We start from the raw sequence: 15,932 nt of genomic DNA, 5'->3' as shown, positions 1-15,932 counted from the left end.
CTTCTAAAATATACTGGGTGTGTGAAAGTTATAACAAGCAATTGCATACAACATAAAATAGTCATAAATATTTAGTGGGAGGTAGAAAAATGGTTAAACAAAAAGTATTAGATCTTGCGGACCACATTGGAAGAAAAAAGTCTGGGACTTATACGCCGAAAGACCCTGAGTACTTAATCTTGGAACCTGTTGTTACAGATGATATGGCAGAGGTAGGTCTTTGTTTAAAGTTTCGTAAACCCTTAAGTGCCGAGGAAGTTGCTCCACTATGTGGAAAATCCGTAGAGGAGACAAAAAGCCTATTATGGGAATTGGCTTTAGCTGGCGTTTGTTTCGTTGGTGAAAAAGAGGGTGTAGACAAGTATTGGCTTGAAATATGGGTTCCTGGTGTCATGGAAATGATGGCTAATAGTAGGGAAAATGTAAAAAAATATCCCCAGATTGCCGAGGCCTTTGAAGCATACGGAAGAGTAAGGGGGCCAATGACTGCCGGTACTTTCCCTGTGGGACTTGGTCTTATGCGTGTTATACCCATTGAAGCGTCAATAAATGGAGAAACAAGACGGGCTTCCTATGAGGAAGTTTCAAAATACTTAAATGAAAATGATGTTTTCACAGTGTCTGATTGCTCATGTCGAGTAGCTCGGGAGGCTATGGGAGAGGGCTGCGGGCACTTAAAGGAAGAGATGTGTATACAGCTTGGTCATGCTGCCGAATACTATATTCGGACTGGTAGGGGTAGACAGATAACCCGTGAAGAGGCCTTTGAAATAATTGATAAAGCAGAGAAAAACGGCCTTATGCACCAGATTCCTAATACCGATGGGCCTGGTGAAACCCACGCTATTTGTAACTGTTGTGGATGTTCATGTCTAGCTTTGAGAACAGCTTCCATGTTCATAAACAACGATATGGTACGTTCCAACTATGTATCCAAGGTGGATAAAGATAAATGTGTTGCCTGTGGAGAATGCGTGGAGGTCTGTCCTGTCAATGCTTTAAAATTAGGGCAAAAACTTTGCACAATAACTCCCATAATAGAAAAGATAAGGGAAGAAATCCCAGCTAATACCCAGTGGGGTCCAGACAAATGGAACCCTGATTACCGCACAAACAGGGAAAATGTTGTGGAGACTGGTACAAGTCCATGTAAAACAGAATGCCCTGCCCATATTTCCGTTCAAGGATATATCAAACTGGCATCTCAAGGAAGATACAAAGAAGCCCTTGAACTTATCAAGCATGAAAACCCATTCCCAGCAGTTTGTGGTCGTATTTGCCCAAGAAAATGTGAATCAGCATGTACAAGGGGTGACATTGATGAATCCGTTGCTATTGATGAAATTAAAAAGTTTATTGCTGAGCAGGATTTGAACATGGATACCCGTTATGTTCCAAGACAAAGACATGAATACGGAAAGAAAATCGCAATTATCGGTGCAGGTCCATCAGGCCTTTCATGTGCATTTTATTTAGGAATCGATGGTTATAAAGTGACAGTATTTGAAAAGGAAGAAGTACTTGGAGGTATGTTAACCCTTGGAATTCCTTCTTATAGACTGGAAAAGGATGTTATAAATGCTGAAATAGATATCCTAAGGGAACTAGGTGTTGAATTTAAAACAGGTGTGGAAGTTGGTAAAGATGTGACTCTTTCCGACCTAAGAAACCAGGGATACGAAGCTTTCTACTTAGCAATAGGTGCACAAGCTGGCAGAAAGCTTGGCTTAGAAGGAGAAGAGGCAGAGGGAGTTGCCACAGGGGTGGATTTCCTACGTGACGTTAATTTAGGCAAGGATATTAAACTTGAAGGTAAGACTGTTGTAATAGGTGGAGGTAACGTTGCAATAGATGTTGCAAGAACAGCTACTAGAGTTGGAGCTTCAGATGTGGAGATGTTCTGCCTAGAAAGCCGTGAACAAATGCCAGCCCTTGAAGAAGAGATAGAAGAAGCATTGGCTGAGGATATAGTGATAAGCAACACTTGGGGACCAAAACGCATTGTTATAGAAAATGGCAAAGTATCTGGTGTAGAATTTAGAAAATGTTTGTCCGTAATTGATGAAAACGGCAAATTTAGTCCAGTGTATGATGAGGATGAAACCATAATTGTAAAAGCAAATAATGTTTTGATTTCCGTGGGGCAAGCCATGGACTGGGGTAATTTGTTAGATGGTACCCAAATTGAGCTTAACCCAAACGATACAGTTAAAGTAGATTCCTTTACCCTTCAAACAAGAGAGGCTGATGTGTTTGCAGGGGGAGATGCTGTAACAGGTCCTAAATTTGCCATAGATGCTATTGCCTTAGGAAAAGAAGCTGCAATTTCAATTCATAGGTATGTTCATCCTGGTCAGAGTTTGGTTATTGGACGTGATAGGAGAGAGTATCATGCCTTTGATAAGGAGAACTTGGTCCTTGAAGGATATGACCATGTACAAAGGGAAAAAACAGGTCATATTGATGGATCAAAGTCTAAAGCAACCTTCAAAGATCTACGCCCAACCTTTACTGAAGATCAAATAAAAAAGGAAACAGAGCGCTGTTTAGGCTGTGGTGCTACCACCGTAGACGAGTATATGTGTGTAGGTTGTGGGGCATGTACAATCAGATGTAAATTCGATGCTATTTCCCTTGAAAGAAAGTACGATGCAGAGAATGTACCCTTTGAAAAACTTAAACCTTTAGTAGTTAAGAATATGATTAAGCGTAAAGGTAGAATTACCGCTAGAAAAGTAAAGAAAATGGTATCTGGTATTTTCAGAGCAGAAAAATCCAATTAATTAAAATAATTATACGAGGAGTGATTTTATGTTCTTTTTTGAATCAATACCTTGGCACAACTTAATGATGTGGTTAGTAGTTTTAGGAATTCTTATTGGGTTAAATGAGTTGGCCCGGGCCAGCAAATGGGGAAGTATAGCAATGTTTATAATCATTCCCACTTTGCTTACCCCTGTTTGGTTGAAAATGGATAGCGAAATAACATCATGGTTTACTTGGGTGAAGGTTTATTCAGCCCTAGCAGGAAGTTTAATTTACATGGTAATAAGGTATACAGACTATCATAAAAAACATAAGTGGTATATCTTTTTGGTGCCAGGTATTTTGGCCATAAACATCATAGAAGCTGCAGTTAGAGAATTACAGGTTGGCTTAGCTGGATTTAATGGCATGGTTGACGGTATGTACTATATTTCTGGTGGATGGAATTATGTCAATGCAGCAGCAGGTGTTTTAAGTATGCTACTAATATGCGGCTGGGCAGGGATTCATGGAACTACCGGTAAAAAGAGAGATATGGTATGGCCAGATATGACCATAATGTATGTTGTGGCCTACGCTGTTTGGAATATTTCCTACGTATACTCCTGTGCACCAGGTAATGCCTTTTATTCAGGAGTAGCTCTAAACATTGCACCAATAATTCCCGCAATATTCTGGGCTAAAGGAACTTGGATGCAAAATCGTGCCCATACCCTATCCTTTTGGATGATCTGGGTAATGACATTCCCATACTTCTTTGCCACTGGTAGCACTTTTAATGTAAGTGTAAGCTATAACCCAACTGCAAACTGGACTTTAGCCATAATATCCTTAACATTACATGTGGTCCTTGCCGTTTGGCAAATATCTAGAGTGGTTAAATATCGTCGTAACATACTAAAAGACGAAATTTGGAGTGGTACTAAGTACAACAATAACCCCTCGAATATTGGACAGTAAAGATAATTATTTTTCTAAGTGAGGTGATTAACTTGCATGAATTAGGTGTTGTGATGGAAGTTGTAAAAAACGTTGAACAAATAGCCAAGGATAATAAGTTAACTAAAATCCACACTTTGGTACTTCAAATTGGTGAGTTATCATCTATGATACCTAGATATATTGAAGCATGTTACCCCGCAGCAGTGGATGGTACCATATTGGAAAACACAAAATTAGAGATTGAAGTCTTACCTGGCAATGCTATCTGTAAACAGTGCAATAATGTTTTTAACATTATCAAATGTGACGGAAAGTGTTCAAACTGTCAGGAACAAAGCTGGGAACTGTTATGTGGTAAAGAGTTTATGATAAAAGAAATTATAGCTTGTTAAGGAGGATTTTCTATGGAAGATTATAAAGTAATTAAAGTCAAAAAGAGTGTATATGAAAATAACAATTTAGAAGCTGAAAAAGTTAGAGAAAGACTTAAATCCGAGAAAACCTTTTTATTAAACCTAATGTCCTCCCCTGGATCAGGTAAAACCACAACCGTTGTCCGGACCATCAAATCCCTAAAGGATAAGATGAAAATGGGAGTTATAGAAGCAGACATCGACTCCTATGTGGATGCTGAGAAGGTTGCAAAAGCTGGAGCTAAAGCTATTCAGCTCCAAACAGGTGGGATGTGTCATATAGACGCTATAATCTCAAGGGATGGTCTAGACTCCATAGGTAGCCAAGAATTAGATTTTGTTATCATAGAAAACATCGGTAATCTGGTATGTCCTGCTTCATATGATTTAGGAGCTTGTAAAAATGCCATGATCCTAAGTGTCCCAGAAGGTGATGATAAGCCACTAAAATACCCAAAAATGTTTTCTACAGTAGACGCTTTAATAATCAATAAAATAGATACCATGGAGTATTTTGATTTTGATCTAGAGGCAGTTAGAAAGAGAGTAAAAGAAATGAATCCCAACATTGAGGTATTTGAAATCTCCGCTAAAACTGGTCAAGGTTTTGACCAGTGGACTCAGTGGCTAGAAAGGAATATAACTCAGTGGAATAGATAAGGAGATCAAAAATAGAAATGTGCTGGGCATTAGATTGATAGCCTAAGCACATTTTATTTTTAAAAAAGAGATGTATATATATTTGCAGCAAGTAGAGAAAAATAACTAGCAAAGGAAGAGGATTATGAAAGTTTTTAGGAAGATAATAATTCTACTACTAATAACAGTCTTTTTAGTTGGATGTTACCAGGGAGAACAAGTTATTCGAGAAGACGAACAGTATAAGAGCGTAACGATCACAGATGCATCAGGGAAAGATATTACAATAACTCAGCCCATCGAAAGGGTGGCAATTTTAGATCATGGAACGGCGGAAATATTGAGGGCACTAGGGGTTATAGATTTAATTGTTGGGAACTATCAAGCACTTGATGATAATCCCTTTTACCCAGAACTTCAAGGAGTACCAGTGGTTGCCACACACTCCGAGATAAACTTTGAAAAATTAGCTGAGGTTGAACCACAAATGGTTTTCTCGTCTGTTAGAGCTCATGGTGTTGTTACGGAAAATGAACATCTAGAGAATTTTAACATTATTGATATTAAACTTAACCTACGTAATCCTGAAGTAATTAAAGATGAAGTTATACTTTTAGGGAAGCTATTTGGAAAGGAAGAAAAGGCCCAAGAACTAGTAGACTTTTATAATAAGTACGAAAAAATAATTGAAAGCATCATAGCAGATGTAGCTCCAGAAGACCGAGCAACGGTATTTGTGGAGCACCACGGTGGTGATTTTAAAACTGGGGCCCCTGGTTCTAGATTTTATGAGCAAACTATATTAGCTGGTGCAATTAACATTGCTGAGGGCTTATCTGGTGAGCCTCAAGTAAGTGATGAATGGGTAGCTGAAATTAACCCAGATGTTTTTTTAAGGGAAGCTTCTGGGTTTGGGTATCATGTCACTTCCAATGATAATGCAAAAATAATACATCAGGAAATCATTAACAGGCCAGCTTTAGAAAATACAAAGGCTGTCCAAAATAACTCAGTATACTTAATAGGAGTAGATATTTATTCCCGCCCAGGATATATAGTAGGTGTAAGTTATCTTGCGAGCTGGCTTTATCCTGATTTGTTTGCAGACTTTGATCCAGAGGTAGTACACAAAGAGTATTTAGAACTGTTTCATCATGGAATGGAGTATAAAGGAATATATGTATATAACCAGTAAGACAAATACAGAAAATATCAGTAAAGGTTTAGATATACAGACTAATTATACAAAGCATATCCAGAAAAAGATTGCTATGCTTTGTTTACTAACTGTTCTTCTGTTTGCTGTGGGGCTAGTAGGTCTTTCCTTAGGAGGCTCATCGTACACTGTCAGAGAAAGTTGGGAAGCACTTCGCGGGGGTTTATCATTTAGTAATTCTGATGTTGTCAATACCAGGCACAATATAATCTGGAAATTACGGGTACCTAGGGTAATGATGGCCATTATAGGGGGTGCTGGATTAGCATTTTCAGGAGTAGTTATGCAGACTATATTAAAGAACCCTTTGGCATCTCCGTTTACATTGGGGATATCCTCCGCAGCTTCCTTTGGAGCAGCCCTTGCAATTATTATGAGGACAGGGTTTTTGGGGATTTTTGATATTACCTTGCCCTACGACTACCTAATCACTGGAAATGCCTTTACCTTTTCTTTGATTTGCACCATGATTATTTATGGTTTAACAAAATTACAGAAGGTAAGTTCTGAAACCATTATCTTACTAGGTGTTGCGATGATGAACTTGTTTTCAGCAGCCACTTCTTTTTTACAATACTTAGGGGATCCCGATGAGCTGGCATCGTTAACTTACTGGATGTTTGGTAGTCTATCCAAAGTTACTTGGAGTAAGCTTCACATCACATGCCTTTTAGTAATTCCTATAATATTACTGATATATCGAAGGGCTTGGGATCTTAATTCTCTGATGCTAGGGGAGGAGTCAGCAAAAAGTACAGGTATTAACGTTGAAAGGCTAAGACTTACTTGTTTTATCCTTACTTCCCTAGTTACTGCCGTAGTTGTTAGTTTTTTGGGCCCTATTGGTTTCATAGGCTTAGTGGCACCACATTTAGGACGGATTCTTTTTGGAGGGGACCATCGTTTCCTGATTCCTGCATCATCCTTGCTGGGCGCATTGTTATTGCTACTGGCAGATACAATTGCTAGAACTTTATTAGCTCCAGTAGTTATACCAGTTGGTATAATAACCTCCTTTGTAGGAGTACCATTATTGATATACTTAATGATGAGAAGGAGGACAGAGCATTGGTAATGATAAGTGCTAAAGATCTAGAATTTAGCTACAAAGATAAAACTGTGATTAAATCCGTCAATATTGAAGTGTGTAAGGGGCAAATCTTGTCTTTAGTTGGCCCTAACGGTGCTGGCAAATCAACCTTATTAAAATGTATGAACGGATTATTAAAGCCTACCAAAGGCATAGTGGAAATTGATGGGAAGTATATTGAGAAGTATTCATCAGTGGAACTAGCTAGATCAGTGTCCTATGTACCACAAGCTGAACCTGCTGCTTTTCCTATAACTGTTTTTGACGCTATATTACTAGGTAGACGTCCATATTTAAACTGGTATCCTAAACAATCTGATCTGAATATAGTTACCGATGTTATTAAACGAATGGGCTTAGAAAAACTAGCTATGCAAGATATTAATAAAGTAAGTGGTGGAGAACGTCAAAAAGTTATAATAGCAAAGGCCATAGTTCAAGAACCAAAGATTCTTTTGTTCGATGAACCTAGTACCTACCTAGACTTAAAATATCAATTAACAATGATGCAATTTATCCGTGAATTAGTGGATGAGAAAAAGATTTGTGCTATTATCACTACCCATGATCTAAACCTTGCCCTAATGTTTTCTGATCAATTAGCAGTATTAAAAGATGGTAGAATCTTTGCAGCTGGGGCACCTAGTATTCTTACTGAAGACGTAGTAAGAGAGGTTTATGAAGTACAGTCCCATATACATACACAAGATAATAAAGCCTTCGTAGTGCCACTAAAGGCTATGTAAAGGGAAGGCAATAGTGTAAGATAGAATGGTAAAGTTGAGCTGGTTGTTAAGATTCTTCAAAAGCACTGGTTCTTTCATTCTAGGGTAAGGGAAATAGTAGATAATATAGAAAATCATATAGTAAAATATTTTCAAGGAAATTTTGAGGTGCTGAAGAATAGACAAATAACGAAAGGTTAAAGCCATTCACTAGATCATTATAAGCCTTACGACTTGATAATCCCGTAGTACATTAGATCTTCAAAACGGTCATCCTTTATGATATGGTCTTTAAATACTCCTTCTTTTTCCATGCCCAATTTTTGCATAACCTTTCCTGAAGCTGGGTTTGAACCAAAATAACGAGCAAAAACTTTGTGATACCCTTTTATGTTGAAGGCAAAATCCAACATAGCCTTACTTGCTTCTGTAGCATAGCCTCTACCCCAGTACTCTTCACCAACCCAGTAGGCTATTTCACCATTTCGAAAACTTTTATTGTTAGACAGTGCTATAGCTCCATATAATTCTCCCGACTCCTTGTCTGTAATTGCAAATTCGAATGCTTTGTCGGAGTTATAGTTTTGTTCATGGCTTTCCATCCATGAATAAGCACTGTCAATAGTATATGGGTAGGGCAGGTATAGGGTGTTTTTATAAATATTGTAGTTGTTGCAAAGTCTGGTAACAGCCTCTGCGTCAGACTTTAGGAATAATCTTAATACTAACCTCGTTGTAATTATTGTCTTGCTTTCACTATTAAAAATCATTTTATCTCCTCCTAATTATTTTTGAACACAAACAAAAAGTCCGCCTTAAGCTAATATAGCTTAGGGCGAACTTATAGTCCGTGGTACCACCTAAATTCAGATAATTTTATCTGCACTCATTGTCAATACGGGACAATATAATACTTATCCGATATTGCTTTCCTTTTAACGGTGGAAACCTCCGTTGAAGCCTACTAGGATAAGAAGTTATCTTTTCGGTTCACAGCTCAAAGGCTACTTCCATACATCCATCACGAAGATTTTCACCAACCATCTTCTCTCTTTGCTTCAGGTGAGTATGTACTCCTCCTCATCAACGCCATTTGTTGTGTTAATTTATAATATAATAGTTCATTATTGTTTAAATGTCAATGTAATTAAGTTTAATATGTGACATTCCTAAAAATGACTTTGTCATCAGTCTGAACCCAAGCTGAAAGCTTAGGTTTTACTGTGAGGGTGGTTGGATAGTTGACGTGCTGAAAAATTGCCTTATAAGTCTAATGAAAGGTAATGATGCCATTCCTCTCCTTTTTGGACATATATTGCTATATGTCCAGCTGTTAAGGGTAAAGGTTTATAGCCAAACTGTTCTTTGTATTCGTATGTTATTTTATCCGTAGCCTCAGGTGGATTACCAAGGGCTATGGTCATATGGAAAATTGGTAAACCATACTCTGGTTTATAAAATTTCGGGAATGCATCATGGAGTCTCGTGGTTAAAGCTTCAATATGAGTAGCCGGAGAAGGTGTTAAGTATATCACATTAGTAGTTGGAAAAATCGATAGTGGTTTTGCTGCGAATTTAAATTTTCCAGTACTTCTAGCTATTTCTGTTAGTGTATTAATAATTGATTCATCGATTTCCTTGGGTAAGTAGAAATTAGACAAAAGTGTTACATGAAAGGGTACACTTTTGCCAGGACCATTTATGTACTTTTGTCTAAAATTCTCTAGTCCTTCTATTTCATTATCAGGGATTAAACACATGACACTCTTTGCTACTTCATCACTCATAATATCTCTCCTTTACTCTAATTAAAATCCATTAAAAGGACATTTTATCTCCTAAGTAGACAATTGCCTGTTATTCCATTAGGAACTCCTATCTTCAGAAAAAGTAGGGCTCAAAATGAAGTAAATGACATCTAAAATATTAGCTTTATTAAATAACTCGTATTTATATAATTCACCATAAATTAGAAATTTTCCTGCTAAAAGATTTAGTTAAAGGTGTTAAGTAACTAAAAGTTAGTAAAACTATGTACAATAATGATGGAAATGCACAGATGTACACATCCTAAGTTAATTTAAGTTTTTTTAACTATTACTCAAGGTATTTAGTTAATGCTGAATGTACAACTAAATACCTTGAATATACACTTATTGTAATTGTTGAATATATGGGAAGTTTTTGTCAAAGCTTGATGAACAACCTTTTTCATTCACCCCTATGAAACACTGCCTAAGGGAACAAACTTAGACTTTTTGTGTGTATATTTAACTAAAACTTAATAAAATGTCGTATCAAATGTGGTAAACTAAAGGAAAATAGTGTTAAGAATTAAGGAAACAAGGGTTTAAATAGGTAGATATTGAATAGATCATAAAAATCTAGTTGAGTGAAAAACAACTAAATCATAGTGTGGTGATAGGATTATGAAAAGTAAAAGGATTTCTTTCTTTACTATGGTGTTGATTGTAGTAGTGAGTCTGTCAGCTTGTTCAAATATTGCAATACAACAAGAATCAACACAACCCTCAGGAGAGATTTATCTATACGGTGAAGAGCATGGTGTAGATAAAATTCTAGATAAAGAATTTGAATTGTGGTACGAATACTACCACAACCAAGGAATGAGACATTTATTTGTAGAACTTCCTTACTATACTGCAGAGTTTTTGAATATATGGATGCAATCAAGTAGCGATGATATACTGGATGCCGTATATAAAGATTGGGCTGGAAGTGTAAGTCATAACCCTAGTGTTAAAGAGTTTTACAAGAAAATCAAAACCCATTGCCCTGAAACCATCTTCCATGGGACTGATGTTGGAAACCAATACAACACTACAGGAGAACGCTTTTTGGACTACCTTCGGAGTAACAACTTAAAGGACTCCGAACAATATTTATTAACCTATGAGGCCATAGCCCAGGGTAGACATTTTTACATACACTCTGACCATGTGTACCGTGAGGATACAATGGTGGAGAACTTCATCCGCGAATTTGACAAATTAATGGATGAAAATATTATGGGCATTTATGGTGCAGCACATACTGGGCTAGACTCCATGGATTTTACCAACTCAGTTCCTTCTATGGCAAATCAATTAAAGGAACATTATGGTAGTATCATTAGTTCCGAAGATTTATCTAGTATAGCGAAGGACATCCCACCCCTTAGAGTAGATACACTTAAGGTTAGTGGAAGAGAGTATGAGGCAGTGTACTTTGGGAAACAGGACTTACCGGGATTTAAAGAATATGCGTATCGGGAATTTTGGCGTTTGGAAAATGCATACGATAATTTCGGGGATAGACCCAAAACAGGAGATGTACTCCCTTACAGTAATTATCCTATGCTGATAGAAACAGCGCAGGTTTTTGTTATAGATTATACAAAGACAGATGGTTCCGTTATAAGAAAGTACTACCGTTGTGATGGGTATGTTTGGAATGATTTGCCGTCAACAGAGGAGTTTAAAGTGGAATGAGTATATCAAAATACAATCAAATAGTATTAATGATAATGTCCCGAAGAATATTTTAGTCCATTTCCTGTCTATATAAGTGAAGGGTTTACTACAGGTCTCCTTGTATCTTCATCTGAAAGGTCAGGGGGGCTTTGTTCGTCACTAAGTAAACTACTGGTGACAGAGAAAAACAACCTTCTGGTTATTTTGCAAAGTCATTTTTGGATGTGGATTGTGAAAAATAACTCTGTCAACCATTTTTGAAAATGTCCTAAAAAAGTCTTAACATAAGCACCAGATTTCTGGTGCTAAATTCTAAAAACACTTTTCAGAATAGTTATGCTATTAACTTTTAATACTGCGACAATCTGTTGTTGTTCATGGCTTTCACAAAAGACAGTTGTAGCCGATGCTTCAGCTTCGGCTGACATTCAAAATGAACAGTATGATGGTAGGACTTTGTACTCGCCGTAAAACAAAAAGGCAGTGCCTAGAATGCACCTTGTTTTTGCGTAACTTTAATAAACCTAGTGATTTCTAAGATTCTTGCTAAGCTATGTTGTTCCTATGTAATTGCTTTTTTAAATATCTTTCAAATGATGCCTGTTTCCATGGGTGACTCATTGGAGGAATATATTTTTTCTTAGGTTTCTCAGGAAGAGTTGCTAGATCAAATGCTTTTGAAGAGGGTTTATGATGTGGTAGCAACTCAAGCAAATAAACCTGTTCACCAATACAGCAGTAAATGTCCCCATCAAAGGCTTTAATGACCATAGCTGTAGTACCCTTACGGTAATGCACTGCAACTCCATAAGCATTAACAGGCAGATAATACTCATTATGATATTTAATACAACTCCCATTATCAATTTTTCTAGAAGAAATTACCGCCAGTGTTAGATTGATTTTATCATTATCTGGTTGCGTTTCGAACACAGATTTGATACTATCAATAGGTAAAGCGAATCGCTTGTTGAATTTTTTTATGTAGGAGTAAAGGAATTTGTTTGCCTCCTCAATTGAGGAGACACCTCTCAAGCGTAGCTCTACGACTAGGCGGGATTGAAGAGTGCCAAATACTCTTTCAACCCGCCCTTTTGCTTGTGGAACGCTAGATGTCTGAATGTCGATTCCTAACTGCTTACATGCATATCCGAACTGAGTAAATGTATCTTTTTCAACTGAAGCTTCTTTTTTCTTTTCGTATTTTCTTTTATACTCAAATACAGTGCGATTATCTGTAAAAAACTGATAAGGGATTCCATAGTTAGTTAGGACCTGATTAAGAACATTGTAGTAGCCTTTTAACGTTTCCTGCTCATCAAAGTAAGCGCCTAACATTTGCCCTGTGGCATCATCGATTGCTACATGAAGGTGTGTTTTTATGCCACCAAACCACTCATGCATGGAAGCGTCCATTTGGAGCATTTCTCCAAAGTAAGCACACCTAGGACGCCTAGGATGAGAGTCCTCTATATCTAAAATGGAGCTTTGAATGACAGCTGCCTTCTTCATAGATTTAGTTTTAGCTTGAAGATCCTTTAGTTCTTTCTTCAATGCTTTCCTAGAAGATCGTGTTGCCATTGGCGAAAGGATGAACTCTTTCCTAAGAATAGAAGTAATGGTACCGACAGATACTTTGATGTCTTCCATCTCATTAAGAAGCTCTGAAAAATGGGTTAGATTACAATCATAATACTTAGTGCGGTATAAGTCTAAGATTAACTTCTTGGTATCTTCAGATAAGGTTATTGAAGGTTGCCTACCACGGTTTCCATGAATGAAAAAAGCTTTACCTTTTTCTTTATACCCTTTGATTAGCCTACTGATATGCCTAGGTGTACACCCGATTTTAAGGGCTGCAGTTTTCTTGTTGCCATTAGTTTCTACCAACTTTTTAATTATTTCATATTTCTGATTCTCATCCATAGTTAATATCACCTTTCTCATCTTGTCCACCTCATTTTTATAGTCATGAGGGTATTATAATATATGAATCACTTTTAGGACATAATCTTTTGTGGTATAACTAGACATTATCATATATGAATCATATGGATGTGGATTGTGAAAAATAACTCTTTACATATTTGGAGAACACTGCTATACTATCACTAGAATTATGAATGTGAAAATTTTAACTGAAAAAAATGGTTTATCAAGTACAGAAACTATAAAAAAAATATTTTTTTTGACCATAAATGACCGGGCGGTCATTTATGGGGAGGAGGTTAAAATGGCTAGACCCATAGATCCTGATAAGCATGAAAAAATAAGGGATGCTGCTATTCAGTTGTTTTATGAGCAAGGTATTAATGACACAAGTATTCAGCAGATTGCAAAAGCTGCTGGAATTGCTAAAGGTACTATATATTTATATTACAAAGATAGGGAGAGCCTAATTGAGGATGTTGTGGGTTATTGCTATAAGCAACATCTTACTTTCTCAATGGTCGGGGTTAAAGATCAGGTCTCATGTTGCAATAAACTCAAATTGCGTGTTAGAAACTTCTTGTTTTGGACCCATAACAATCCTAAAGAAGCAGCAGTAATACGTTCTTACTATGTTCCAGTTAACTTAAATGAAACTGAAAATGTCTTTTTTGAGCAGTCTTATTCTATAAATAAAAAGATTATCCAAGAAGGTTTAGACAAAGGTGAGATTAAACAATTACCCATAGATTTTATATGCAAAATATTTTTTAGTTTAGTAGAAGGGATGTCAACTTATGCAAAAAAGAATCCAGCCATCTTAAAAAACGAGTTGCTTTTAGAAAAGATGCTGGATACTTTAATAGATAGTATTCGCAATAAATAGTATATGAATGGGCCCTCATATAAAATTAAATGTGTTTACTAACTTATCTTTATAATATAAGGAGAGGAATTACATGAAAATGAAACAATCGAAGGTCTTTATAGTTTTTATGTCCATGATTTTGGTACTGTCATTACTAGCGGGTTGTTCAAACTCAGGATCTGAATCAGAGGATCTTTTCACACCAGGTACTTATACAGCCACTGCTAAAGGACATGAAGGAGAAATCACAGTAGAAGTAACAGTGAGTAAAGATGAGATAGTATCTGTAGAGGTAGTTGATCATTCTGAGACTGCTGGTATTGGTGATGCAGCAATAAATATTATTAAAGAGAAAATCACAACAAATCAGACTCTAAATGTTGAAGTTGTAACAGGAGCTACTGTAACTAGTAAAGCCATATTAGAAGCGGTAGAATTAGCTTTAACCCAGGCGGGTGCTAATATTGATGCACTAAAAAACAAAGGTAACAACAATGACGGTGGACAAGCAGTAACTTTAGAAACAGATGTAGTTGTTGTAGGTGGTGGAGTTGCTGGTTTAGCAGCTGCTCTGGAAGCAAAAAATAACGGAGCAGATGTAATAGTAGTTGAAAAACTGCCTTTTGCTGGTGGTAGCACCATTAGATCAGGGGGGAAAATTTTAGCAGCAAACACATCTATTCAGGAAAGTCTGGGAATTAAAGACAATGCAGCAGACTTTGCAGCCTTTTTAATGGAAATTGGAGAAAACCAGGTAGATGAAGATTTTATTAATCTGATTGCTAATAACTCAGCTGAAAATATTGAGTGGTTAATGGAAAATGGTGTGGAGTTCGCTCAAGATATTGAGCCGTTACACGGCTACAGATCACCTGCTAGGGGGCATTACACTGCTGATTCTAGTGGAGCAGGTATTATCACACCCCTAGAAAACACTCTAAAGGAAAAAGGAGTGGAAATTCTTTACAGCACTCCGGCTCTTGAGCTTATCCAAGATGGAGGAAAGGTAATTGGTATATATGCGGAAAATGATAATGGGGATAAAATTACCATTAACGCGAAAGCAGTTATTCTGGCAACAGGCGGATTTACAAGAAACCCTGATCTAGTAGATGAATACTTTACCAACCTCGGTAACTTCAGTACAAATGTAGGGGAAGGAAATACAGGGGATGGTATAACAATGGGATTAGCAGCTGGCGCTGATGTAATTATGCCAAATGCAGGAATTGATATAATGATGAACTTCGCTACAGGGTATGGTTATGGAGAAGAGGCAACAGAACTTTTCGTGACTCCAGATGGTGAAAGGTTTATGGATGAAAGGGATTTCCACTTTAAAAGAACTAGAATCCTTTATGATTACGGCTTTGATAACTTCTGGTATATTATCGATGAAAAGTCCTATAATGATAGGGTAGCTGGGGCAGTTCAGGCAAATATGGCATTTGAAGCAGATACCATCGAAGAGCTGGCAGGAAAAATTGGTATAAAACCAGAAGTACTAAAGACAACTGTGGAAAGATACAATGAACTTTGTGTAAAGGGAAAAGACCTTGATTTCAACAAACCATCCCAATACATGGTGCCGATAAACCAAGGCAAATTCTATGCATTGGCCATGACCAAATCTAACAGTGGAACACATGGTGGTTTGAAAATAAATATAGATGCACAAGTTATTAATAAAGACGGTAATGTGATACCCGGTCTTTATGCTGCTGGAGAAGTAGCTTCCGGACAGATACTACATCAGGAATATCCTGGAAGTGGAACGGCTATTATTGCATTCTTAACTTTTGGAAGGCAGGCTGGTGCTGCAGCTGCCATGGAATAAAGCTGTAGCTATAAGGAAAAAGGAGTATAGTAAA

13 protein-coding genes and 1 other annotated feature are annotated in these 15,932 nt (G+C 37.1%); of the genes, 10 read left to right on the top strand and 3 right to left on the bottom strand.

Translation table 11 applies throughout. The features are described from left to right. Positions 1 to 89: 89 nt before the first annotated feature. From HYG86_RS05575 to HYG86_RS05545, 7 genes are all read left to right on the top strand, one after another. Positions 90 to 2,783, top strand: a complete 2,694-nt coding sequence (locus HYG86_RS05575) for an FAD-dependent oxidoreductase (protein ID WP_213167935.1) — start codon at positions 90 to 92, stop codon at positions 2,781 to 2,783. 28 nt (positions 2,784 to 2,811) lie between these two features. Then, a complete protein-coding gene (locus HYG86_RS05570) occupies positions 2,812 to 3,726 on the top strand; it encodes a DUF5692 family protein (RefSeq protein ID WP_213167934.1) in 915 nt (304 codons plus the stop codon). 32 nt (positions 3,727 to 3,758) lie between these two features. Continuing rightward, the gene (locus tag HYG86_RS05565) at positions 3,759 to 4,100 is read left to right on the top strand and encodes a hydrogenase maturation nickel metallochaperone HypA (protein WP_213169126.1); all 342 of its coding nucleotides are present in this window, start codon (positions 3,759 to 3,761) and stop codon (positions 4,098 to 4,100) included. Positions 4,101 to 4,112: 12 nt separating this feature from the next. Further along, positions 4,113 to 4,781 (top strand): hydrogenase nickel incorporation protein HypB, encoded by a 669-nt coding sequence (hypB, locus tag HYG86_RS05560; RefSeq protein ID WP_213167933.1) that lies wholly within the window; start codon positions 4,113 to 4,115, stop codon positions 4,779 to 4,781. A 124-nt stretch (positions 4,782 to 4,905) separates the two neighbouring features. Continuing rightward, positions 4,906 to 5,955 (top strand): ABC transporter substrate-binding protein, encoded by a 1,050-nt coding sequence (locus tag HYG86_RS05555; RefSeq protein ID WP_213167932.1) that lies wholly within the window; start codon positions 4,906 to 4,908, stop codon positions 5,953 to 5,955. Continuing rightward, a complete protein-coding gene (locus tag HYG86_RS05550; RefSeq protein WP_213167931.1) occupies positions 5,915 to 7,051 on the top strand; it encodes a FecCD family ABC transporter permease in 1,137 nt (378 codons plus the stop codon). Before HYG86_RS05555 ends, HYG86_RS05550 begins: the two co-directional genes overlap by 41 nt. Next, on the top strand, positions 7,051 to 7,812 hold the full coding sequence (locus HYG86_RS05545) for an ABC transporter ATP-binding protein (RefSeq protein ID WP_246451955.1): 762 nt from the start codon (positions 7,051 to 7,053) through the stop codon (positions 7,810 to 7,812). The genes HYG86_RS05550 and HYG86_RS05545 overlap by 1 nt, the downstream gene beginning before the upstream one ends. Before the next feature lie 206 nt (positions 7,813 to 8,018). Here HYG86_RS05545 and HYG86_RS05540 read toward each other — a convergent pair whose 3' ends face one another. After that, positions 8,019 to 8,561: a GNAT family N-acetyltransferase gene (locus tag HYG86_RS05540; RefSeq protein WP_213167929.1), complete on the bottom strand. Its 543-nt coding sequence runs from the start codon at positions 8,559 to 8,561 to the stop codon at positions 8,019 to 8,021. Positions 8,562 to 8,619: 58 nt separating this feature from the next. Further along, positions 8,620 to 8,887: a binding site (T-box leader), on the bottom strand. Positions 8,888 to 9,053: 166 nt separating this feature from the next. Continuing rightward, positions 9,054 to 9,578 (bottom strand): 2'-5' RNA ligase family protein, encoded by a 525-nt coding sequence (locus HYG86_RS05535; protein WP_213167928.1) that lies wholly within the window; start codon positions 9,576 to 9,578, stop codon positions 9,054 to 9,056. Between the two features lie 642 nt (positions 9,579 to 10,220). On the opposite strand from HYG86_RS05535, the gene HYG86_RS05530 reads away from it, so the two are divergent. Then, positions 10,221 to 11,282 carry a hypothetical protein gene (locus HYG86_RS05530; RefSeq protein ID WP_213167927.1) on the top strand — a complete coding sequence of 354 codons (1,062 nt, stop codon included), beginning with the start codon at positions 10,221 to 10,223 and terminating at the stop codon, positions 11,280 to 11,282. 528 nt (positions 11,283 to 11,810) lie between these two features. On the opposite strand, the gene HYG86_RS05525 is transcribed toward HYG86_RS05530, so the two are convergent. After that, entirely contained in the window at positions 11,811 to 13,190 is a 1,380-nt protein-coding gene (locus HYG86_RS05525) for an ISNCY family transposase (protein ID WP_213169124.1), read from the bottom strand. 307 nt (positions 13,191 to 13,497) lie between these two features. Here HYG86_RS05525 and HYG86_RS05520 point away from each other — a divergent pair, with 307 nt between their 5' ends. Then, positions 13,498 to 14,079, top strand: a complete 582-nt coding sequence (locus HYG86_RS05520) for a TetR/AcrR family transcriptional regulator (RefSeq protein ID WP_213167926.1) — start codon at positions 13,498 to 13,500, stop codon at positions 14,077 to 14,079. Between the two features lie 73 nt (positions 14,080 to 14,152). Beyond that, entirely contained in the window at positions 14,153 to 15,898 is a 1,746-nt protein-coding gene (locus tag HYG86_RS05515) for an FAD-dependent oxidoreductase (RefSeq protein WP_213167925.1), read from the top strand. Positions 15,899 to 15,932: the final 34 nt, after the last annotated feature.

This window comes from Alkalicella caledoniensis, from assembly GCF_014467015.1.
Lineage (GTDB): Bacteria > Bacillota > Proteinivoracia > Proteinivoracales > Proteinivoracaceae > Alkalicella > Alkalicella caledoniensis.
Note: the sequence above shows the minus strand (reverse complement) of the source record. Positions and strands in the feature narration are given on the sequence as shown.

Bases quoted from the DNA above. Each gene is read 5' to 3' on its own strand.
- hypB (WP_213167933.1), top strand. From the start codon at position 4,113: ATGGAAGATTATAAAGTAATTAAAGTCAAAAAGAGTGTATATGAAAAT.
- HYG86_RS05575 (WP_213167935.1), top strand. From the start codon at position 90: ATGGTTAAACAAAAAGTATTAGATCTTGCGGACCACATTGGAAGAAAA.
- HYG86_RS05520 (WP_213167926.1), top strand. From the start codon at position 13,498: ATGGCTAGACCCATAGATCCTGATAAGCATGAAAAAATAAGGGATGCT.
- HYG86_RS05530 (WP_213167927.1), top strand. From the start codon at position 10,221: ATGAAAAGTAAAAGGATTTCTTTCTTTACTATGGTGTTGATTGTAGTA.
- HYG86_RS05545 (WP_246451955.1), top strand. From the start codon at position 7,051: ATGATAAGTGCTAAAGATCTAGAATTTAGCTACAAAGATAAAACTGTG.
- HYG86_RS05540 (WP_213167929.1), bottom strand. From the start codon at position 8,561: ATGATTTTTAATAGTGAAAGCAAGACAATAATTACAACGAGGTTAGTA.
- HYG86_RS05535 (WP_213167928.1), bottom strand. From the start codon at position 9,578: ATGAGTGATGAAGTAGCAAAGAGTGTCATGTGTTTAATCCCTGATAAT.
- HYG86_RS05570 (WP_213167934.1), top strand. From the start codon at position 2,812: ATGTTCTTTTTTGAATCAATACCTTGGCACAACTTAATGATGTGGTTA.
- HYG86_RS05550 (WP_213167931.1), top strand. From the start codon at position 5,915: ATGGAATGGAGTATAAAGGAATATATGTATATAACCAGTAAGACAAAT.
- HYG86_RS05525 (WP_213169124.1), bottom strand. From the start codon at position 13,190: ATGGATGAGAATCAGAAATATGAAATAATTAAAAAGTTGGTAGAAACT.
- HYG86_RS05555 (WP_213167932.1), top strand. From the start codon at position 4,906: ATGAAAGTTTTTAGGAAGATAATAATTCTACTACTAATAACAGTCTTT.
- HYG86_RS05515 (WP_213167925.1), top strand. From the start codon at position 14,153: ATGAAAATGAAACAATCGAAGGTCTTTATAGTTTTTATGTCCATGATT.